This is a genomic window from Niabella agricola (genome assembly GCF_021538615.1).
Classification (GTDB): domain Bacteria; phylum Bacteroidota; class Bacteroidia; order Chitinophagales; family Chitinophagaceae; genus Niabella; species Niabella agricola.
In genome coordinates this window covers 4863826-4881689 of the sequence record NZ_JAJHIZ010000003.1, presented here as the reverse complement: position 1 = coordinate 4881689, position 17864 = coordinate 4863826, and the positions used below count along the sequence as shown (strand labels likewise).

General features: G+C 47.6%; 10 protein-coding genes. 2 read left to right on the top strand and 8 right to left on the bottom strand.

Going from position 1 to position 17864, the window contains the following annotated elements; genetic code table 11:
- Positions 1 to 302: 302 nt before the first annotated feature.
- The gene (locus LL912_RS25495; RefSeq protein ID WP_235556455.1) at positions 303 to 3362 is read left to right on the top strand and encodes a SusC/RagA family TonB-linked outer membrane protein; all 3060 of its coding nucleotides are present in this window, start codon (positions 303 to 305) and stop codon (positions 3360 to 3362) included.
- Positions 3363 to 3396: 34 nt separating this feature from the next.
- Entirely contained in the window at positions 3397 to 5013 is a 1617-nt protein-coding gene (locus tag LL912_RS25490; protein ID WP_235556454.1) for a SusD/RagB family nutrient-binding outer membrane lipoprotein, read from the top strand.
- Positions 5014 to 5151: 138 nt separating this feature from the next.
- On the opposite strand, the gene LL912_RS25485 is transcribed toward LL912_RS25490, so the two are convergent.
- The 8 genes from LL912_RS25485 to LL912_RS25450 form a co-directional block, all read right to left on the bottom strand.
- Positions 5152 to 6252 carry a DUF4185 domain-containing protein gene (locus tag LL912_RS25485; protein WP_235556453.1) on the bottom strand — a complete coding sequence of 367 codons (1101 nt, stop codon included), beginning with the start codon at positions 6250 to 6252 and terminating at the stop codon, positions 5152 to 5154.
- A gap of 101 nt (positions 6253 to 6353) precedes the next feature.
- Entirely contained in the window at positions 6354 to 8966 is a 2613-nt protein-coding gene (locus LL912_RS25480; protein WP_235556452.1) for a GH116 family glycosyl hydrolase, read from the bottom strand.
- A 32-nt stretch (positions 8967 to 8998) separates the two neighbouring features.
- A complete protein-coding gene (locus tag LL912_RS25475) occupies positions 8999 to 10102 on the bottom strand; it encodes a GTP-binding protein (protein WP_235556451.1) in 1104 nt (367 codons plus the stop codon).
- Positions 10089 to 10898 (bottom strand): MIP/aquaporin family protein, encoded by an 810-nt coding sequence (locus LL912_RS25470; RefSeq protein ID WP_235556450.1) that lies wholly within the window; start codon positions 10896 to 10898, stop codon positions 10089 to 10091. Before LL912_RS25470 ends, LL912_RS25475 begins: the two co-directional genes overlap by 14 nt.
- A gap of 124 nt (positions 10899 to 11022) precedes the next feature.
- Positions 11023 to 11493, bottom strand: coding sequence for a TlpA family protein disulfide reductase (locus tag LL912_RS25465; RefSeq protein WP_235556449.1), 471 nt, complete (start codon positions 11491 to 11493; stop codon positions 11023 to 11025).
- Positions 11494 to 11583: 90 nt separating this feature from the next.
- Complete coding sequence (locus LL912_RS25460) at positions 11584 to 13326, bottom strand: RagB/SusD family nutrient uptake outer membrane protein (protein ID WP_235556448.1); 1743 nt, start codon at positions 13324 to 13326, stop codon at positions 11584 to 11586.
- Between the two features lie 15 nt (positions 13327 to 13341).
- Complete coding sequence (locus LL912_RS25455; RefSeq protein ID WP_235556447.1) at positions 13342 to 16587, bottom strand: SusC/RagA family TonB-linked outer membrane protein; 3246 nt, start codon at positions 16585 to 16587, stop codon at positions 13342 to 13344.
- 261 nt (positions 16588 to 16848) lie between these two features.
- Positions 16849 to 17838 (bottom strand): glycoside hydrolase family 43 protein, encoded by a 990-nt coding sequence (locus LL912_RS25450; protein ID WP_235556446.1) that lies wholly within the window; start codon positions 17836 to 17838, stop codon positions 16849 to 16851.
- Positions 17839 to 17864 lie beyond the last annotated feature (26 nt).

Sequence of the window (17864 nt, the reverse complement as noted above, 5' to 3'; positions counted from 1 at the left end):
ATTACTCATCAATGCAAAAAGATCCCAAATACATGAGAGAGAAACGATCCATTGCACTTTGTTTGTTGCCCGGCGTATAAATCTGTATATGCTATAATAACAGCATCCTGACTCACAGGGATACCCGTTATCAGTTGGACCACGGGGCTGTTTTCGCTTATTATGCATCAACAAAAAACGACCACTGTATGTGGACGAGGGAAAATATTGCCTGTTCCGTACCGGATTAGACCCGGAACGGCAGACCCGGCATCTCCTTAATAAGAATTTTATTATTCACTAAAGCAAAACTATCAACAAAAATGAAAGCAAAACAATTCATTGCCTTCTGTCTGTTCCTGCTTTGCGCTTTCGCGGTGCAGGCTCAGGACAAAGCGGTACACGGTCGTGTTACCGGAGCAGACGGTGCGCCGTTGTACGGCGTGACCGTTTCCGTTAAAAAATCAAACAAGGCCGTCATCACGGATGAGAACGGAGATTATAGCATTGCTGCAGCTCCAGGATCTGTCCTGCTTTTTTCCTACGTGGGTTATGCAGCCCGGGAGGCCACCGTTCAAAGCGGGGAAGCTCTAAACATTACGTTACAGTCGTCTGATACCGAGCTGAGTACTGTGGTTGTAACAGCCTTAGGTATTCAACGGAAAGCCAAAAGCCTGACGTATTCAACCCAAATCGTTAAAGGAGATGATCTTACCAAGGCAAAGGATGCGAATCCAATGAACAACCTGATTGGAAAGGTTTCCGGTCTGCAGATCAACCGGAGTTCTTCCGGTATAGGAGGTTCTGTCAATATTACTCTAAGAGGATTAAAGTCGTTAAGAAACAACCAACCGCTCTATGTGGTAGACGGTTTGCCGATAATTAATGTAGCTGGAAGCGGATCAGAGGGCCCGTTTGGCGGAAGCACTGACCGCGGCGATATTTTAAGTACCTTAAATTCCGATGACATCCTTAGTATTAACGTATTGAAAGGAGCATCCGCATCAGCCCTTTATGGTAGTGAAGGCGCAAATGGCGCGATAATGATCACCACAAAAAAAGGTGCCGCAGGAAGCACCAGGGTTGACATCTCCAGCAGTGCCACATTCGATCAACCATTCTATTTACCTAAACTGCAATACAGTTATGGGCAGTCGGCCTCAGAAAAAGGCGACGCGGAAGAAAGCTGGGGCGCCAAAGGCAATTTTAAAAATCATGTAGATGGATTCTTCCGTACAGGTACCACCTTGATCAACAGTGTTGCTATAAGCGGAGGAAATGCTAAAGCCCAAAATTATTTTTCTTATGCCAATACAGCAAACAAAGGCATTTTGCCCACCAATAAATTCAACCAGCATACATTATCATTCCGGAATACGATGAAGCTTTTTAACGACAAGCTTACTTTTGACGGGAACATCATGTATTCCAGCCAGAACATTGAAAACAGACCAACCTCTGGACTGTATTTTAACGTTCTAAGCGGCTTATATATGTTCCCAAGGGGGCTGGATTTTGACTACTATAAAGAGAACTATCAATATCTTTCTCCTACCAGGAACCTAATGCTACAGAACTGGTATGAGATCAATTTTGACAAAGGACTAAGCGGCACACACCACGAACAAAATCCATTCTGGGCCCTTTATAAAAATCCCACTTTCCAAAGCAGGCACAATATTATTGCTGCTGTCAACCTGAAATATGCAATTAATGATTGGCTCAGCTTAAGCGCAAGGGGAACAATGAACAGGATCTGGAATAAGTTTGAGAGAAAAGTGTACGCCGGAACGCAGGGTGTTATTTCAGGTCAGACCTCGGTAGATCTTCCCGTGGACAACGGCCGGTACCTGCGAGATGAAAGCAATGGGGTTAACAAATACGGTGATATCCTCCTCATCGGAAACAAAGATCTTAATGAGAATCTAACACTTAACTTCACCGCCGGTGCCTCTATCAACGACCTCACCAATAACGGATGGTCGCTGGACGCCCGTAAATTAGTAGCAGCAAATGCATTTCTCATGGACGGCATATTCAGGGGCGAGAAAAACAGTATCGCCAGCCTGACAGAAAACTATAGCAGGGTACAAAAACAAGGCGTTTTTGGCTCTGCCAACCTCGGATTCAAAGAAATGGCCTACCTGGATCTTACCGCACGTAATGACTGGTCTTCCTCGTTGGCTTATACTCCCAATGAAAAATCGGGATACTTTTATTATTCTGCAGGGCTCTCCTTGGTTCTTTCAGAAATGTTTAAACTACCTACCTGGAATAACCTGAGCAAGTTAAGGTTCACGTATGCCAAGGTTGGTAATGACATCGCTCAGTTTGTTTCAGTTACGCCCCAGGGAAGAATTAATAATGGCGCAATCCTCCCCAATAGCTCAGGTGTACTTAATGACGACTTTCTAAAGCCTGAGATCAGCACCAGTTTTGAAGCCGGCTATGAGGGACGGTTTCTAAACAGCCGGTTGGGACTGGATATTGCGTTGTACAAATCCAACACCGTTAATCAATATGTATCCTTTAACGGCCCGCCCGCCCTGCTATATTCCACCCTTTATATGAATGCGGGGAATGTAGAAAACAAAGGGATTGAAATTGCAGTAAACTATGATGTAATAAAAGGAGAAGGCTTCAACTGGACCTCCGGCGTTAATTATACGGCCAACCGTAATAAAGTACTGGAATTGCATCCGCAACTTGGGAACAGGTATCCCATTGGCAATTTTAATGTACTCCGACTGGGTGGCTCTTTTGGTGATTACTGGGCTAAGACCTTTAAAAGAAACGACCAGGGGAAAATTGTGGTGGCCGACGACGGAACTCCAATGGGTGATGTAGATGGCTATATCGGCAGTTCAAACCCTAAGGCCATGATTGGATGGAATAACAGTTTCAGCTATAAACGCTTTGCATTATCAATGAACGTTGACGGAAGGTTTGGCGGCCAGGTGATCAGCATTACCCAGGGCTACCTCAATTCATTCGGCTACAGCAAGGAAAGTGCAGACGCAAGAGATGCCGGTGGCGTCGTTGTAGATGCGGTTAAGCAGGACGGCACCCCGGTAACAAAGGTAGATGCTCAGAAATGGTATTCAGGCATTGGAAACCGTGATGGGATTATAGAAGGCGAGGTTTACAGCGCGACCAATATCCGTTTAAGAGAACTTTCAATTGCCTATAACATCCCTGTGAAATCATCATTTGTAAAACAAGCGAATGTAAGCCTCATTGGAAGAAATTTATTCTTTTTTAAGAATAATGCCCCCTTCGATCCTGAACTCAATACAAGCACCGGGGTGGTGGGCCAGGGCTTTGATAGTTTCGGTCTTCCCACTACGCGCAGTTATGGCTTAAATGTAAAACTTAGTTTTTAACCCGGAGTTATTGAATATTAAAACTATTTAGAAAATGAAACGTATACAATATATACAGCCTGCCGGTATCGCCCTTGCAATGCTGGCAATTCTCACAGGTTGCACAAAAAACTTCAAAGAGTACAATACCAATCCGGTCAATTTAACACAGGAACAAATTGATGCCGACTTTACATTGGTTGGGGCGTTTATGCAGCAGGCTCAGCGTGCCATTATTCCGCAAGACGTAGGCACATATCAGCTATCGGAAAATCTCACTAGTGATTCTTATAGTGGCTATATGGCAGCGGAGGCCCCTTTTCGTTCCAACTCCAATAACCTGACCTATAACCTGGTCGATGGATGGAACGCAACCATCTGGACCTATCGGTATACAAACGTCATGAATCCGACCTACAAAGTAATCGCGGCAGCGGCAAAAAATCCGGACTATAAAGATATGGATGCATTTGCCCGCATCGTCCGTGTTTCGGCAATGGCCCGTGTGAGCGAAAAAATCGGCCCCATTATTTATAGCCAATACAACACACTGAATGCTGATAATTTCATCGCTTACGATGAACAGAAAGACATCTATCCCCTGTTTTTCAAGGACCTGGAAACAGCCATCAATACCTTAAAAGGGATCAAGAGCTCCGCCATATCTGCCCAAATGAAAAAGGCAGACCTGGCCTATACAGCTAACAACTATGAAAACTGGCTACGCTACGCCAATACTTTACGTCTGAGGCTGGCATTACGCATCGCCTATATCGATGCTGCACTGGCAAAAACTCAGGGGGAGGCGGCAATGGACCCAGCCAATGGCGGCCTTTTATCTGAAAATAGCCAGAACTGCTATGTCACGCCCAATGTGCCGCATCCATTAAATATTATCGGTTATGAATGGAGCGATACCCGGATGGGAGCTCCAATGGAATCGATCCTTGGCGGATATAATGATCCCAGATTGCCAAAGTATTTTGAGCCCGCTACAGACCCGGTGGTTGCAGGGCAATATAAAGGCATCAGGAGCGGTATAAATATCGACTCAAAGGCCAGATATGATTCATACTCGAAGCTCGATTTTTTTGGTTCAAATAAAATTCAGTTGATGGTCGCTGCAGAATCCTGGTTTTTAAAAGCTGAGGCAGCACTGAGAGGTTGGGCGAACGCAGGAGATGCGAAAACCAATTATGAAACAGGAATCGACCGCTCGTTCGAAATGTATGGCCTTAGCTCCGCAGCTTATAAAAGCGACGCCACCAGTAAACCCAAACCCTATATGGATCCGAAGTCGGTCACTCCGGGGCAAAACGATGTGTTGGACGGCTCGCCCTATCTAAGCACCATTACCATTAAATGGAACGATGCGGATAACAATAACCGTAAGCTGGAACGGATCGTTACTCAAAAATGGATTGCTATTTTCCCCGATGGTGAAGAAGCATGGGCAGAATACCGCAGAACCGGATACCCCCTTTTATTCCCTGTTGTAGCAAACAATAGCGGTGGTGTAATCCCCACGATACCAGGCGTTCGCAGAATTCCTATTCCCTTAGCGGAATACAATACAAACTCCGGCGGTGCCAAAGATGCAGCTTCCAAGCTCGGCGGACCGGATAATGGAGCCACCCGTCTCAGGTGGGATGTAGTCAATAAATCATTCTAAAAAAAACGCATTAAACAAATCAAAAATCCGGCTCTGACTTCCGAGCCGGATTTTTTGCTTTATAACAAACATAGCCTGCCTGTTTAAAATTCGTTGGAGAAAAGAAAGTGTATTCAATGCTTCAAGTTGAAGCTGGCGCTAACTGCCTTCCAGCCTCAGATCCGCCTTCATCAAAAACACATTATAATCCTTCCATACAGACATCAGAAAATAAAGCCGGGTCCCGGTCTCCGACGGATAGATAAACGATCCGTATAATCCCGGGTAGTCGGCACTTCGCACCAGAATCTTTGGCCGGCTCCATCCTTTCTCAACCGCTTTTGAATCCCGCAGCACCAGCGCCTTCCGGCTGACATCCAGGTATACCATCATCCACCGCTGAACGATTTCATTATAAGTAACCGACACCTCTCCTGCCGGTGCCGCTATCACGGGTGTTGCCTTTCCTTCATCCGCCTTTACCCAACCCCTTCCCTCGTTCCAATATTCATACCGGTTTCCGGAGCAAAGATCCGCTTCTCTTACCCGCGCCAGATACAGCGCGCCCTGACGGCCGGCAGGTGTTCCAAACATATAGACGATGCCGTTTCGCTTTGCAAAAGCTGCTTGCGCAAATTTACTTTTGGCGGCAAACTGCACACCCGGGCAACGATGCCAGGTTTTTCCATTGTCGGACGATTTGAATAACGCCGAATAATTGGTCGTCCATTTTCCCGGCTCCTCCCAGCAATGAATGTTCATGCAATGCACATAATCCATTCTGCCAGCGTGAATGGCCGCCGTAGGGATCATTGTATGCTCGCCTTTGCAATCCGGATCATGCCGGCTGGTGATCACTTCTTTGGCATTGCCGTGCGCGTCTGGCAGCACGGCATCGATGGTTAGCCCGTCCGACAGGTCTTTATCTCCGGAGAATGCCAGCACATTGGAGCGCCAGTCGCCAGCCATTCCGGGCCCGCCCATTCCCGGCCGGAAGTCGCGGCCATAAGTATCCCCAAAAAACAGGCCTACGGTTCCATTTTCCATACGCCATGCAATTCCCAGGTCCGTACCGCCGATATTATAACGCAGATGGGTCTGGTTCGGATTGGGCAGGGTTTCATGCATACCCGTGGCGCCAGTAACACGCGCGATCTGTTCCACATGATACGGCACCACCTCCCCTGGCGGTCCGTCGTCTTTATGTTCCGGCCTCACCGGGATCATCTGCAGCAATAAAATAAATATCAACCGTTGCACCTGAGCGCCTGTTTATACAAATCGAATTATTTCAGTTTTGATAATGACATGGATACCGCGTTGTATGAAAACCGGTTCCACGGCCATTATCGCCAACCGCGTCAAACCAGTATCCTGATTTCGTTTACATCAATCCGGCCATGCACTACTTTAAGTGTAGCCTTCTTATTCTTATACGTTACAGTACCAAACCCGGAAGCAGTAGAAAGAAAACTGGTAAAATCACCCACCCGCGAGCGGACATACAGTGTTTTATCCACGGCATCGTACCGTAAGCCGGTAAGTCCCTGCAGCATACCATAGCTCGACATAGCCCGGGCATACCAATGCCCGCACTCATACTCATTAAAAGGATTCCGAACCCTTCCATTATAGCGGTCCCTGCAGGCCCTTACAATATCAAGCCCCTCCTTCACCTTACTCATCATCATTAAGTGCGCCGCCACCTGGTATTCGATCCCCGTCCACACTTCGTTGCTGTACACAAAGGGCAGCGATAATTTACCGCCCTTGGGCCAGGTGCATAACAGCAGTCCGCCTTCGCTTCCCAAAGCATAGGCCGGCCGTTGCGGATTTACATGGCCTCTGAGGCTCTTCTTTAAATTGTACCGGTGTACGGAAAGCAGGTGGCTGCTGATCTTTTGCGGATCCACCGGGTCTTCCAGTCCGCAAACGGCAGCGATCCAGCTACCCAGGACGCCATCCGACAAACATCCGCGGCCGTATTGATATTTGGGACCTTCTTTTTTCAGGATTTCCACCGCTTCTTTGGAATAAGCGCCTCCAAAAGATTGGGCCTCCGCAGGGTTCTTTGCCTTTAGCCCCTCCCATTGAATCTTCTGGAAAAAAAACTCGCCATTATATAACTGTTCTTCAAGAAAGACCTTGCCCTTTTTCAACAGGGTTTCATAGAACGTTATATTTTCTTTTAAAAAATTTCCCATAGCGATGACCGACTGTAACGCCCCCAGGTAAAAAGTCGTACACATGGCATCCGGCCCCCAAAATTCAATGTCATAGGTATTGTGATGTGGCTCCTCCAGAACGCCCTTGTGCAGCGGATCCCAGGTTTCGATGCAATAATCGAGACTGCGTTTTACCAGCGGGTATATTTTCTTCAGCCAGGTGGTGTTGCCATGGATACGCCATTCCCGGTGCACCTTCATGATACCGCCCAGCTGCCCGTCGGCCGCCGCATGAAAATCGTGTTTTACGGGGCTGATGGGCATATTGGCACGGAAGGTCTGGTGCCCCGTTGCACTTTGATCTTCGCAAAATTCGGTATTCCGCAGTCCAATCTCCAGCCTTGGGAACAAATGACAAACAGCCTGGGCATAATTCCACACGTGCGTACAGGACCCATGGCAGCAACCGTTATCATCCCCGCACCCTTCCCAAGCCCACATGCGCCCGTCGTACTGCCGCAATACCGTGGGTGATTTCAGTATGGTAAGATTCGCCGCCACTGCTTCTATAACTTCGGCCGGCAGCGTACTGCTGTAAAACGCATCACTGAATAAGGCTGAATTCCGTTTCAGCATTGCATACTGTTGCGTCCAGTAAGCAGCAACCGCCTGCACATCATTAAACTTAGAAGCATACCAGGGCTTGTATTTATCACCGGTAAATTTCGTATAAGATTCCAGGCCCGAGTCGGCTGGTGAGATACAGCATTCCGTACTATTGCAATGTTCTTTCCCATCAGGTCCTTTATCCTGTATACGCAGGTCCGAATCCGGAACGTACCAGGCCATCATTACCCGAACCGTTTTCTGTGCACCGGGCGCCAATGTAAGCGGCACAAACAAGGATGCTCCGGGCGCATCCCAATCTGCCGGCGGATTGTCCTTCATTGCTCCGGATTCAATGGTATTCCAGATCATGGTCAGCGGGTCGAACCAGCCGCCCCTGAACCAGCAATAATCAATCACAGGCTGCAGATCGGCTGTTGTATACACGGCAAAGTCTGCTTTTGTAAAGGGCTTCTCCTTACCCGGTTCCTGCGACAGAACAAACCCGTTATCCGTTTTCCGGATACGCCCCCGCTCGCCCCTGGCCACAAAATTCCGGGCATTGTAAGAGAACACGGCTTCCACCGTTTTTGAAGAACGGTTGGTGAACGTATATTCCAATGCCCCTGCCGGCAAACCGGAATTATCCTCATCGCCGGGAATAAAGGGACTCCAGCCTGTAAGGGTTACCTTGAGCGGCATTTCAGGATCTTCCAGTTCAATCGTAGCAAAAGGGAACCGCGCCCGGAAAGAAGCGCTGCCAAACCGGGGCAACCCATAGCTCGTACCGCTGGCGCCGTTACCGGTTCCCCGCTGACCAAAGATCTTCCACTCCGGTACCGGCCCTTCCAGCACTTTTGCGATGGGCTGATGGCCTTTAACACAAAGGGCCGCAAATATATTGGGCTCAAAAAACACCTCCGGCCGGTGATTGATCGACATATGCGAAACAGCGCCCGTTCCCTCCAGGCAAAACATACCCGCCCCCAATCCTCCGACAGGAAAGGCTACGCGATTCAGATACGCACCGGTATACACGCCGTTGTATGCTCTTTCCATACCAGGGGCATCGGGCTCCGGCGTTAAACCGGGTGCACGGGCGCTTTCTGCGGCCACCGCTCCTGTAACGCCTGATGCAACAGCTGCAAAACTTCCCAGGCCAACTTTTTTAATAAATGTTCTTCTTCCAGTAGAATTGCTCATAAAAATCCATTTCTTTTAAAAATGTTATCTGTTTAGGTTACCACATAATCGTATTTATAGGCTGGCTGCGGATAGCCGGGGCTTAACGACCGGCAGGCACCGACCTCGTAAAACATCTCGTCAGTTACCGTCTGTGCCAATGCCTCAAACACCTGCTGTTCCAATACCCCGGGATCCGATTCTACCCGTGCATTAATATTCATCTGGGCAATATTGCTGATGCCGGCAGCACCTCTGTACTGCAGGGTATCAGCAGGCCCCGTCTGGTTCCCGATCCGGAACCGGTTGCCCATGCACTCGATCAGGATCTTAATATGCCCCACCGATGCTGCAGCTCCCAATACGGCATTCAGACGTTTGAAATAGGATTCCAGAAAAGCATCCCAGTCCACCGCATGCCCTTGTACTAAAACCGAAGCATTGAGCCATCCCAAAACAGCTTCCCCTTCGGCATAGACATCGTAGTCCACGGCTACAATCCGGCTGCCGGCGACCGGACTCGTCATAACATGATCCAGCCAGGGCTGTACGCCATCTCCGCTATAGGCACTTGTATACAGCAGTTGTTGCTCCGGGTACACCAGGCTTACTTTTTCTGCCAGCAGCTGCAGCCGTTCCCGCGTTAAGGTATCGGTTTTTGAAATCAGGATCACATCACTTTCTTCCAGTTGCTTCCTGTAAATATAGGCGGCCGAAGGATGCATACCGGCGTCCTTTCCATCCAGGATCTGCTCCAGTTTTTGAGGATCTGCCAGTACCGTAAAAGGCGCCATTTCCACTACTGGTAACAGTTGATCTTTCAGCGGCTGCAAAACGGTGGCAGAAATATCCGTACAGCTTCCTACAGGCTCGGCAATGATCACATCCATTCCCCCCGGATGGTAAAGCAGTTCCTGGACAATGTCCTTAAATCCTGTATAATTACAACAAAAACAACTGCCGCTAACTTCCTTAACGATGCCGTTGCTCCTGGTTAAAAGCCGCGTATCGACTAATCCTTCAGCCTGATCATTGGTTATCAATCCAACCGTTTGCCCTTGAGCGGCCAGCAGGCCCGAAACATATTGCAGCAATGTCGTTTTGCCGGATCCCAAAAAACCACCGGTAAAGATCAGCTTTGTCTTATTTGTTTTCATATTTCATTTTTAATACGGTGCCCGCAGCCCGCTTCCGGTAATAATTCCAGCACACTGCAGCCATCGCCGCTCCCGTAAACGGAGCCAGGATATATACCCAGAAAAAGCCGCCTCTTGTATCTGGAAATGCAGCCGCTCCCCAACCTGCAAACCAGGCCACCAGTCTTGGGCCCAGATCCCGGGCAGGATTTAGCCCGGCCTGTGTAATAGGAGCAAAAACGCAGATAAGCAGGGCCAGCATGGAGCCAATAAATACCGGTGCATGTTTTATTATCTTTTTTTTTCCGGGCTGGGTTACCACAAAAATTGTTGCAGTTAACAGGAAGGTACCGGCAAATTCGGCAGCAACTGCAGGTAAAACAGAAAAAGGGGCATAGAACTCGCCAAACATCCGGGCTGTAGCTACAGACGAATCCGCGCCCCTCAAAATACGATGCGTTTTCTCATAACCGCTGATGAAGTCATGCAACGCAAGATACAAAACAGCAGCTGCCAGTATGGCTCCAAACACCTGGGCTACGAAATACAGGACCAGCTTATGCTTCTGAAACCTGCCTACAATGACCATTGCAATACTTACAGCCGGATTGAAGTGTGCGCTGCATACGGAGCGAAAGCTATATACCGCAATCACAACGGCCATGCCCCACACAGCTGCAATAACCGTAAGCGGAAGCCGGTGAAACAAAAGGGAAACAGCGACCGCCCCACATCCCAAAAATACAACGATAAATGTACCCACCGTCTCTCCAAGAAATTCTTTAAATAAATTCCACATATAAAAAAACAAGTTCATCGTTAAAATGCGGCGCACTGCATTGGCATGTGGCGGCATACACGGACGTTTTTATTCGCAAATGCTTTTATTCAAATGTCTCGCCGAACAAATCTTTTGCTTCAACCTGCTATTCCAGGGATACCTACAGCAGCCGCATCATTGCTTCCGGTGTTAACGGGCCTCTTATCATCTTCGTTAACCTTCCCTGTTTATTAAACAGCACTACAAAAGGAAACTGCTGTATCTGGTAATATTGCTGTACTATAAAGGTTTGTCCTTCTGATCCTATTTTGATATCCGGATGTTCAGACAAATGATACATCCGGTCGAATGCCTGCACTTCCCTTATATGAACATAAGAGATCATCACGATTTGTTTGTTGGCCCATTTCGTTTTTTGTTTCAGCAAGGCTTCTGTAAAAGCCTTACAATGCTCACAGGAAGGCGAAAAATAAATAAGCATCAGCGGCTTGTTTTTATCCACCTGCTCATAAGTAAACCCGTCGCCATTCGTTAACCGGATCTTAAACGGCGGGATAGCGGCCCTGTCTTTCTGAGAAAAGGCCACACCCGCACAACAAAGTAAGAAAAACAAACAAAGAAAACACTTCATTTTGATGATGTTTACGATTCCGGAAGGTGATTGGCAAAAACAAGACCAAGGCCTGAGACTGTGCTGACCTGCCCTTTTCCAAACACTTCCTTAATACCCGGGGTTTTGCTGGTACATTCCAAATGCATAATTGATTTGCGGTTGTGGAATCGGCATAAATTCATCACGTCCGGCGGTAAATTTACCGTCCTTCAACCAGGACCTGCCACGGGGCAATTCCTTGGCAAAATAAGCATTCATCGTGGAGGCCGCTATTCCCCACCGCACTAGATCATACCATCGTACGCCCTCCATAGCAAATTCCAGCCGGTTCTCAAACATCAGCGCCTTCCAGGCAAATGCATTGGTCCAGTTGCAATTGACACCGTTTACATATAAGGCGATGTTATAGGGCAAGGTGGGTGTACCATTTACAAATTTCAACCTCCCGGTGCTGTTAGCGGCCCGCTGACGGATAGAATTAATAATAGGCAATGCCTCCTGTTCCCTTCCCAACCGAATGAGGATCTCTGCTTTCTGAAGCAGGATACGATCATATCTTATGGCAATTTCATTCTTGGAATTCCACATCCAGAACAGGTTTACCAAGCCCGGCGAATTGGATTCCACATTTTCCTTAAGTGAGTTAAAATAGCCAAAGGTAGCCGGGTCTCTTGACCCGCTGCTGTCAAACAATAAATTCTGCTGGTATTTCCAGGGCAAACCCGGTATAGCTACGGTATGGCCAATGCGCGGATCCCATTTGTTACCCGTAAAGTAAGTGCTTCTGTTTGCCGGGGTAATGTCCTGGTCATTATAATCATCAAACATAGGGATACCTTTTGCATCTGTTTTAAAGGCATTCACCACATTATAGGATGCTTTATGAAAATCACAGCAACTAAAGCTGGGCGGCCACCAGGGTGCATTCAGGGGAGTACCGCCATTCAAATTACCATTTGGAGTACCATCACTGTGTGAATATTGCCATTCAAAAATAGATTCAGGAGACTTGTTATCATAATCAAAAAGAAAGTTGATCGCATAATCCGGTGCCAGGCTATACTTTCCGCTGCTGATGATGCCATCGGCAATAGGCAATGCTTTGGCCAGCGTTTCTTTGTTGATATTGATCACCTTATTGCTCATATCCTGTTCATAAGCCATCCACATCAGGGCTTCCAGCATTAATGCCTGTGCCGCGTATTTTGTTGGACGGCCAGGCTCGCTCTGATCTGCCGGTAAAACCTTGGCGGCCGCATCAAAATCATTGTAAATATGCTGCCAGATAGCGAGATCATTGGTGACACCAGCGGGCCTGTTAGGAACCGTTTTGATGGAATCTATCGGCAGCGTTTCATCAAAATAGGGAATCCATTTGTACCAGCGTTTCAGGTTCAGGAAAAAATAACCCCGTAAAAATTTCATTTCGGCAATGCGTTGTTGCTTTAAGGGATATTCCGATTCATTAACATTGTTCAGCGCTTTAATAGCAGTATTGCACCGGGACACGCCCTGATATTCTGCATACCAGATGCCATCATTATTACCGGTGTTGGCATTATTTAAGGTAAACACCTCCCATTGGTACCAGGGCAGCTGGTCGCCGATACCACCACCACCTTTATAGGAATCGTCCGATTTAATATCGGCCAGCCAGGGACTCATGCGGGCATTGATGGTACCTTCATGCGGCAGCCAGGCATAAGCTGCAATAACCAGCCCGTCCACCTTGTCGGGTGTGCTCACGTTTTCTACTGTTACAACGCCCTGCGGTGTCACGTCCAGGAACTTTTTGCATCCTGCTGTTGCGACCAATACGATCAATAATATGTGTACTAAATGCTTTTTCATCAGTTTCATTTTTATTTAAAAAGATACTTGAATACCTGCTTTAAAAATTCTCGGGATAACATATGGATTGGCATAATCATTACCATCGGGATTTTCCGGATCGAGTCCTGTATATTTCTTACTTTTCAGGATCACCAGGTTTTGCCCCATCACAAACACATATATACGCTCTATACCGATTCCGGAAATCAATGCTTGCGGCAAGCTGTAGCCCAATTGAAGATTCCTCAGTTTTACATACTGGCCGGGCTCTATAAAATACGTAGAGGATCTCAGTTCGCCATTGGCATTATTCCACGACAAAGCCGGAATCGTTGAACTGGTATTGGTGGGCGTCCAGGCATCCAGCACACGGGTAGGATGATTAAACCCGTTCTGGATCCAAACATTCCAAAAATCGCTATAGCTTTTCCAGCCGTTATATACTTTCACGCCCGCTACGCCCTGCCAGAACATGGAAAAGTCGAAGTTTTTGTATGCCAGGCTGGTATTGAGTCCGTATTCGAACTTCGGTCTTCCTCCATCACTGATCCAAACGCGGTCATAGTTATCGTCAATTTTTCCATCCGGTTTTCCATCTGGCCCTGAAATATCTTTATATCTTATCCGGCCAATGCCCTTGCCCGGCTGATCTGCCGATTGATCCACCTCTGCCTGATTCTGAAAAAGACCATCTGCTATAAAGCCATATACCGAACCCCAGGGATGCCCGGCTATTCCGTCCTGTTTCTGTACCGTTCCACCCCATGAATAGGTAACCGTAGACGGCAGGTCATTTACTACATTTTTATTATAAGAAACATTCCCCTGGAACCGGTAACTAAAATCTTTACCCGCGCTGCTGCCATAAGCAAGGGTTAATTCCACGCCTTTGTTGGTCATATTAGCGGCATTAATAAATTGATATCCGCCTTCTCCAATGGTGCCCAGGTAAGGAGGCTGAATCAACATTCCGTCGGTATACTTCCGGTAAAAATCCAATGTACCAGATAACCGTTGTTGCAAAAATCCAAAATCGAGGCCGATATTGGCTTGGGTTGTGGCCTCCCATCTCAAATTGGGGTTGCCCGTTTGAATTTTGAAAAATCCTGAGGGCAGGTTGCCGGTTTCGTTTCCACCGATGGCATAGGAAGTGTAATTATAATCCGGGCGGAAATATGTTTGTGCATTGAGCGAGTTGATATTGGCGAGGCTACCGTTCCTTCCCCAGCTGGCTCTCAACTTCAGATCCGACAGCAGTTCGTTATCCTTTAAAAAATCTTCCTGGCTGATGCGCCATCCGGCCGAGATAGCCGGGAACAAGGCAAACCGGTTATTGGCACCAAACTTAGACGACCCATCATAACGTACCGAACCCGACAATAAATACCGGGAATGAAATGAATAGTTGAATTTTCCAAAATAAGATAACAGGTTATATTTATCCCCGCCGCCGTCAACAGTCATATTACCGGTTGCCGACTTCAGGTATGCAAAATCGTAGGTTTCAAAAGCCAATCCCTGGCGGTTCCCGCTCATACTTTCTGAGGTATATTTGTTGGCTTCCATACCGGCCAAAACATCAAGACTATGCCGATCCCTTTTAAGACTGTAGGTGAGCGTATTGGTCCAATCAAACGCCGCCTCCCTCCAGTACCATTGATCCACACTGTTTATATTATTGACCTTGCCGCCCCCTTCCTTAAAGGTAAACTGAATATTCCGGTGATAGCCGTCAGTATAAATCAGCCCTAACTGGGTACGGAACACCAGGTCTTTAAGAAACCGGATGCTGGCATGTACATCTCCAAACAGTTTATTGTAATTATTACCATTATCCTTATTAAGGGTTAGATCGCGCACGGGATTCCAGTAGTCATCCATTCCCAACGCTACCGCCGACCCTCCCCATCCGCCATTGGTCGTATATACCGGAACAATTGGCGGCTCTACCAGTGCCTGGTGCATTACATTCATATTGCGTTCTATCAGGTGGGATGCTTCCAGATTTTCTCCAATAGTAACACGGTTGTTAAACAACTTATAGTCGGTATTTACACGGGCTGTAAACCGCTTAAATCCTGTATGGATCTGTGTTCCCTGATTTTCGGTATAATTCAGCGAAAACAAGGAAGTTGCTTTTTCACTGCCACTGGAAACCGTAAGCTGATGTTCCTGCTGAAGCCCCCGCTGTGAAATAGCATCTAACCAATTCGTATTGGCTGAAAGCATGGTAGAATCTGCATTCAGGTATTTGATGGGTGTTATCTTGTCTAAAACCGGAAAGCCATTGGCATCGCGGTGCCATTCATAATCATAAAACCGGATTGCTTTTCTAACTTCCTCCTCGTTGGCAGCAGGATTGGTATTTACAAACGCCTGCCAGATGGCCTGCCCATATTGCTGGGTATTCAGCATTTCGGGTTTATTATTAAACTCGGCAAAACCCATTGTCGTGCTATAGTCTATTTTTGTTCTGCCCGCCTTGCCTTTTTTGGTTTCAATTAAAATAACCCCTGCCCCGCCCTGGGTTCCGTAGATGCTGGCAGAGTAAGCATCTTTCAGCACCTGTATAGAGGCGATATTATTGGGATTAATATCCCTTAAATTCATATAGCTGGGCATACCATCTATTACAATCAACGGGGCTCCCCCTCTCACGGACGTCAGGCCCCTCAACTCGACCCCTACATTTCCCGTGGGATTGCCATCTGTAGTGATGTGTAGTCCCGGAACCACTCCCTGCAATGACTGCAGTACATTGGTAACACCCTGTCCCTTGGTCAATTCTTTGGAAGTAACGACGGATACAGCCCCTGTAAGATCCGCCTTCCGTTGCGTCATATACCCGGTATTTACCACCACCTCCTCCAGTTGCCGGCCGGCTTCATCCGGCAGTAATATAATGGTCACCGTGCGCTGTGCTCCGGGAACCAGCCGCTGTGTCTGATACCCGATAAAGGATACTTCCAGGCTATCCCGCGCATCATTCATCTCAATGATAAAATTTCCGCTCCGGTCGGTCACACTGCTTTTAGCACCCGATCGCAACACCGTTACCGTTGCTCCAGGAACGGGCTTGCCGGCCTCATCCTTAACGGAACCGTGCAACACCCAGCTTTTACCGGGAATGGTATCGTAGATTCCGTTTAATTTCAGGTTAATGAACTTGCTGTTACAAAATGCCGGCTCATATACTGCACCTATGCAAATGCCCCATACAAGCATAAGGCAATACCGCAATAAATAGCGGCTCGAGGAAATGCGATGTCGTTGGCTCATAAAATAAATATTAATGTGGATGGGAAACAATCTTATTTTAAAAAAGCTTAATCGTTTAAGCAATAATGGCAACAATGCAGGATCTCCATACAGACACATCCAACCGCTATTGTAACACCTTTTTCAGAACCCGCTATCGCCGATCGGCGCCCAAAAGCTTAATCGTTTAATTAAAGGTAATTACTTTTTTTCAGTTTCAAAAAAAATCTGGAAGTTGTTTATTTCTTCCTCCGTAACGCGCGACCCGCTGCAAGGCGCCGGTTATTCCATCTTGAGGAAAAAAAGGCTGTTTACGTCCATAACCAGCCGGTCCGCCCCACCGGGGGTTGGTACAAATGATGCCTTTACCAGCGCCGTACGCCGGGGCTGTACGCTGTTCAGCGAGTTATGGGTGTGAAATACGTAATACATAGTACCGTCCGGATCGGTAAACAGGTCGCCATGCCCGCTTCCCGGCTTGCCAGTATTGGTCATACTCAGCACCGGATTGCCGGCGGCCTTTGTCCACGGCCCCCAGGGTGAAGGAGCCGTCGCATATCCAACAGCGTATTGCTGACTCTCAAAATGATTGGCCGAATACACCAGGTAATAAATGCTCTTGTGCTTTATAACAGTTGGTCCCTCCACCACGCTTGCCTGCACCAGTTCCCAGGGATCCGTGGCCGTAATGCACAGTTTCCGGCTCTGCTTGTCAATCGCTGTAAAGCCATCATTGATGGCCGCTACATAAATCTTATTGCCATTGGTAATATCTACATGGTAAAGATATTTTTTACCATCCTCATCGGAAAACACATAAGGGTCGATATTCTTCTCAAAAGCCAACGGATCCCGTACATAGAACGGGCCTTCCGGACTATCGGCAGCCGCAATAGCGATCTGTTCATTGGCCACATAGGCCATATAGAACCTTCCGTTGGCGCCCCAAACCTGGGGCGCCCAAAAGCCCCGGGTACCAAAAGACTCAAGTGCTCTTACGGCAAACCCATCCGCCGATTTTGAAGAAAGTTTCCATTGCTTTTTATCAGTGGAAATAAATACCCGGATCCCCTGATCGGGAACCGCCCCATCGGTACCATAGAGGTAGTATTTGCCCTGGTAGGAAAAAATGGTGGGGTCTGCCTGGTAAACCGGCTGTCCTGCCGGAACCGGAGGATCCGGGCTCCGGCTTGTATCTCCCGGTGCTTTTTTTCCGCAGGAACAATAAAGCAACAGCCAAAAGCCACACAATGCTTGGAGTGATATATGCATATGTTTATTTTAGAACCGGTATTCAA

Bases quoted from the DNA above. Each gene is read 5' to 3' on its own strand.
- LL912_RS25455 (WP_235556447.1), bottom strand. From the start codon at position 16,587: ATGAGCCAACGACATCGCATTTCCTCGAGCCGCTATTTATTGCGGTAT.
- LL912_RS25475 (WP_235556451.1), bottom strand. From the start codon at position 10,102: ATGAAAACAAATAAGACAAAGCTGATCTTTACCGGTGGTTTTTTGGGA.
- LL912_RS25495 (WP_235556455.1), top strand. From the start codon at position 303: ATGAAAGCAAAACAATTCATTGCCTTCTGTCTGTTCCTGCTTTGCGCT.
- LL912_RS25460 (WP_235556448.1), bottom strand. From the start codon at position 13,326: ATGAAAAAGCATTTAGTACACATATTATTGATCGTATTGGTCGCAACA.
- LL912_RS25490 (WP_235556454.1), top strand. From the start codon at position 3,397: ATGAAACGTATACAATATATACAGCCTGCCGGTATCGCCCTTGCAATG.
- LL912_RS25450 (WP_235556446.1), bottom strand. From the start codon at position 17,838: ATGCATATATCACTCCAAGCATTGTGTGGCTTTTGGCTGTTGCTTTAT.
- LL912_RS25470 (WP_235556450.1), bottom strand. From the start codon at position 10,898: ATGAACTTGTTTTTTTATATGTGGAATTTATTTAAAGAATTTCTTGGA.
- LL912_RS25465 (WP_235556449.1), bottom strand. From the start codon at position 11,493: ATGAAGTGTTTTCTTTGTTTGTTTTTCTTACTTTGTTGTGCGGGTGTG.
- LL912_RS25480 (WP_235556452.1), bottom strand. From the start codon at position 8,966: ATGAGCAATTCTACTGGAAGAAGAACATTTATTAAAAAAGTTGGCCTG.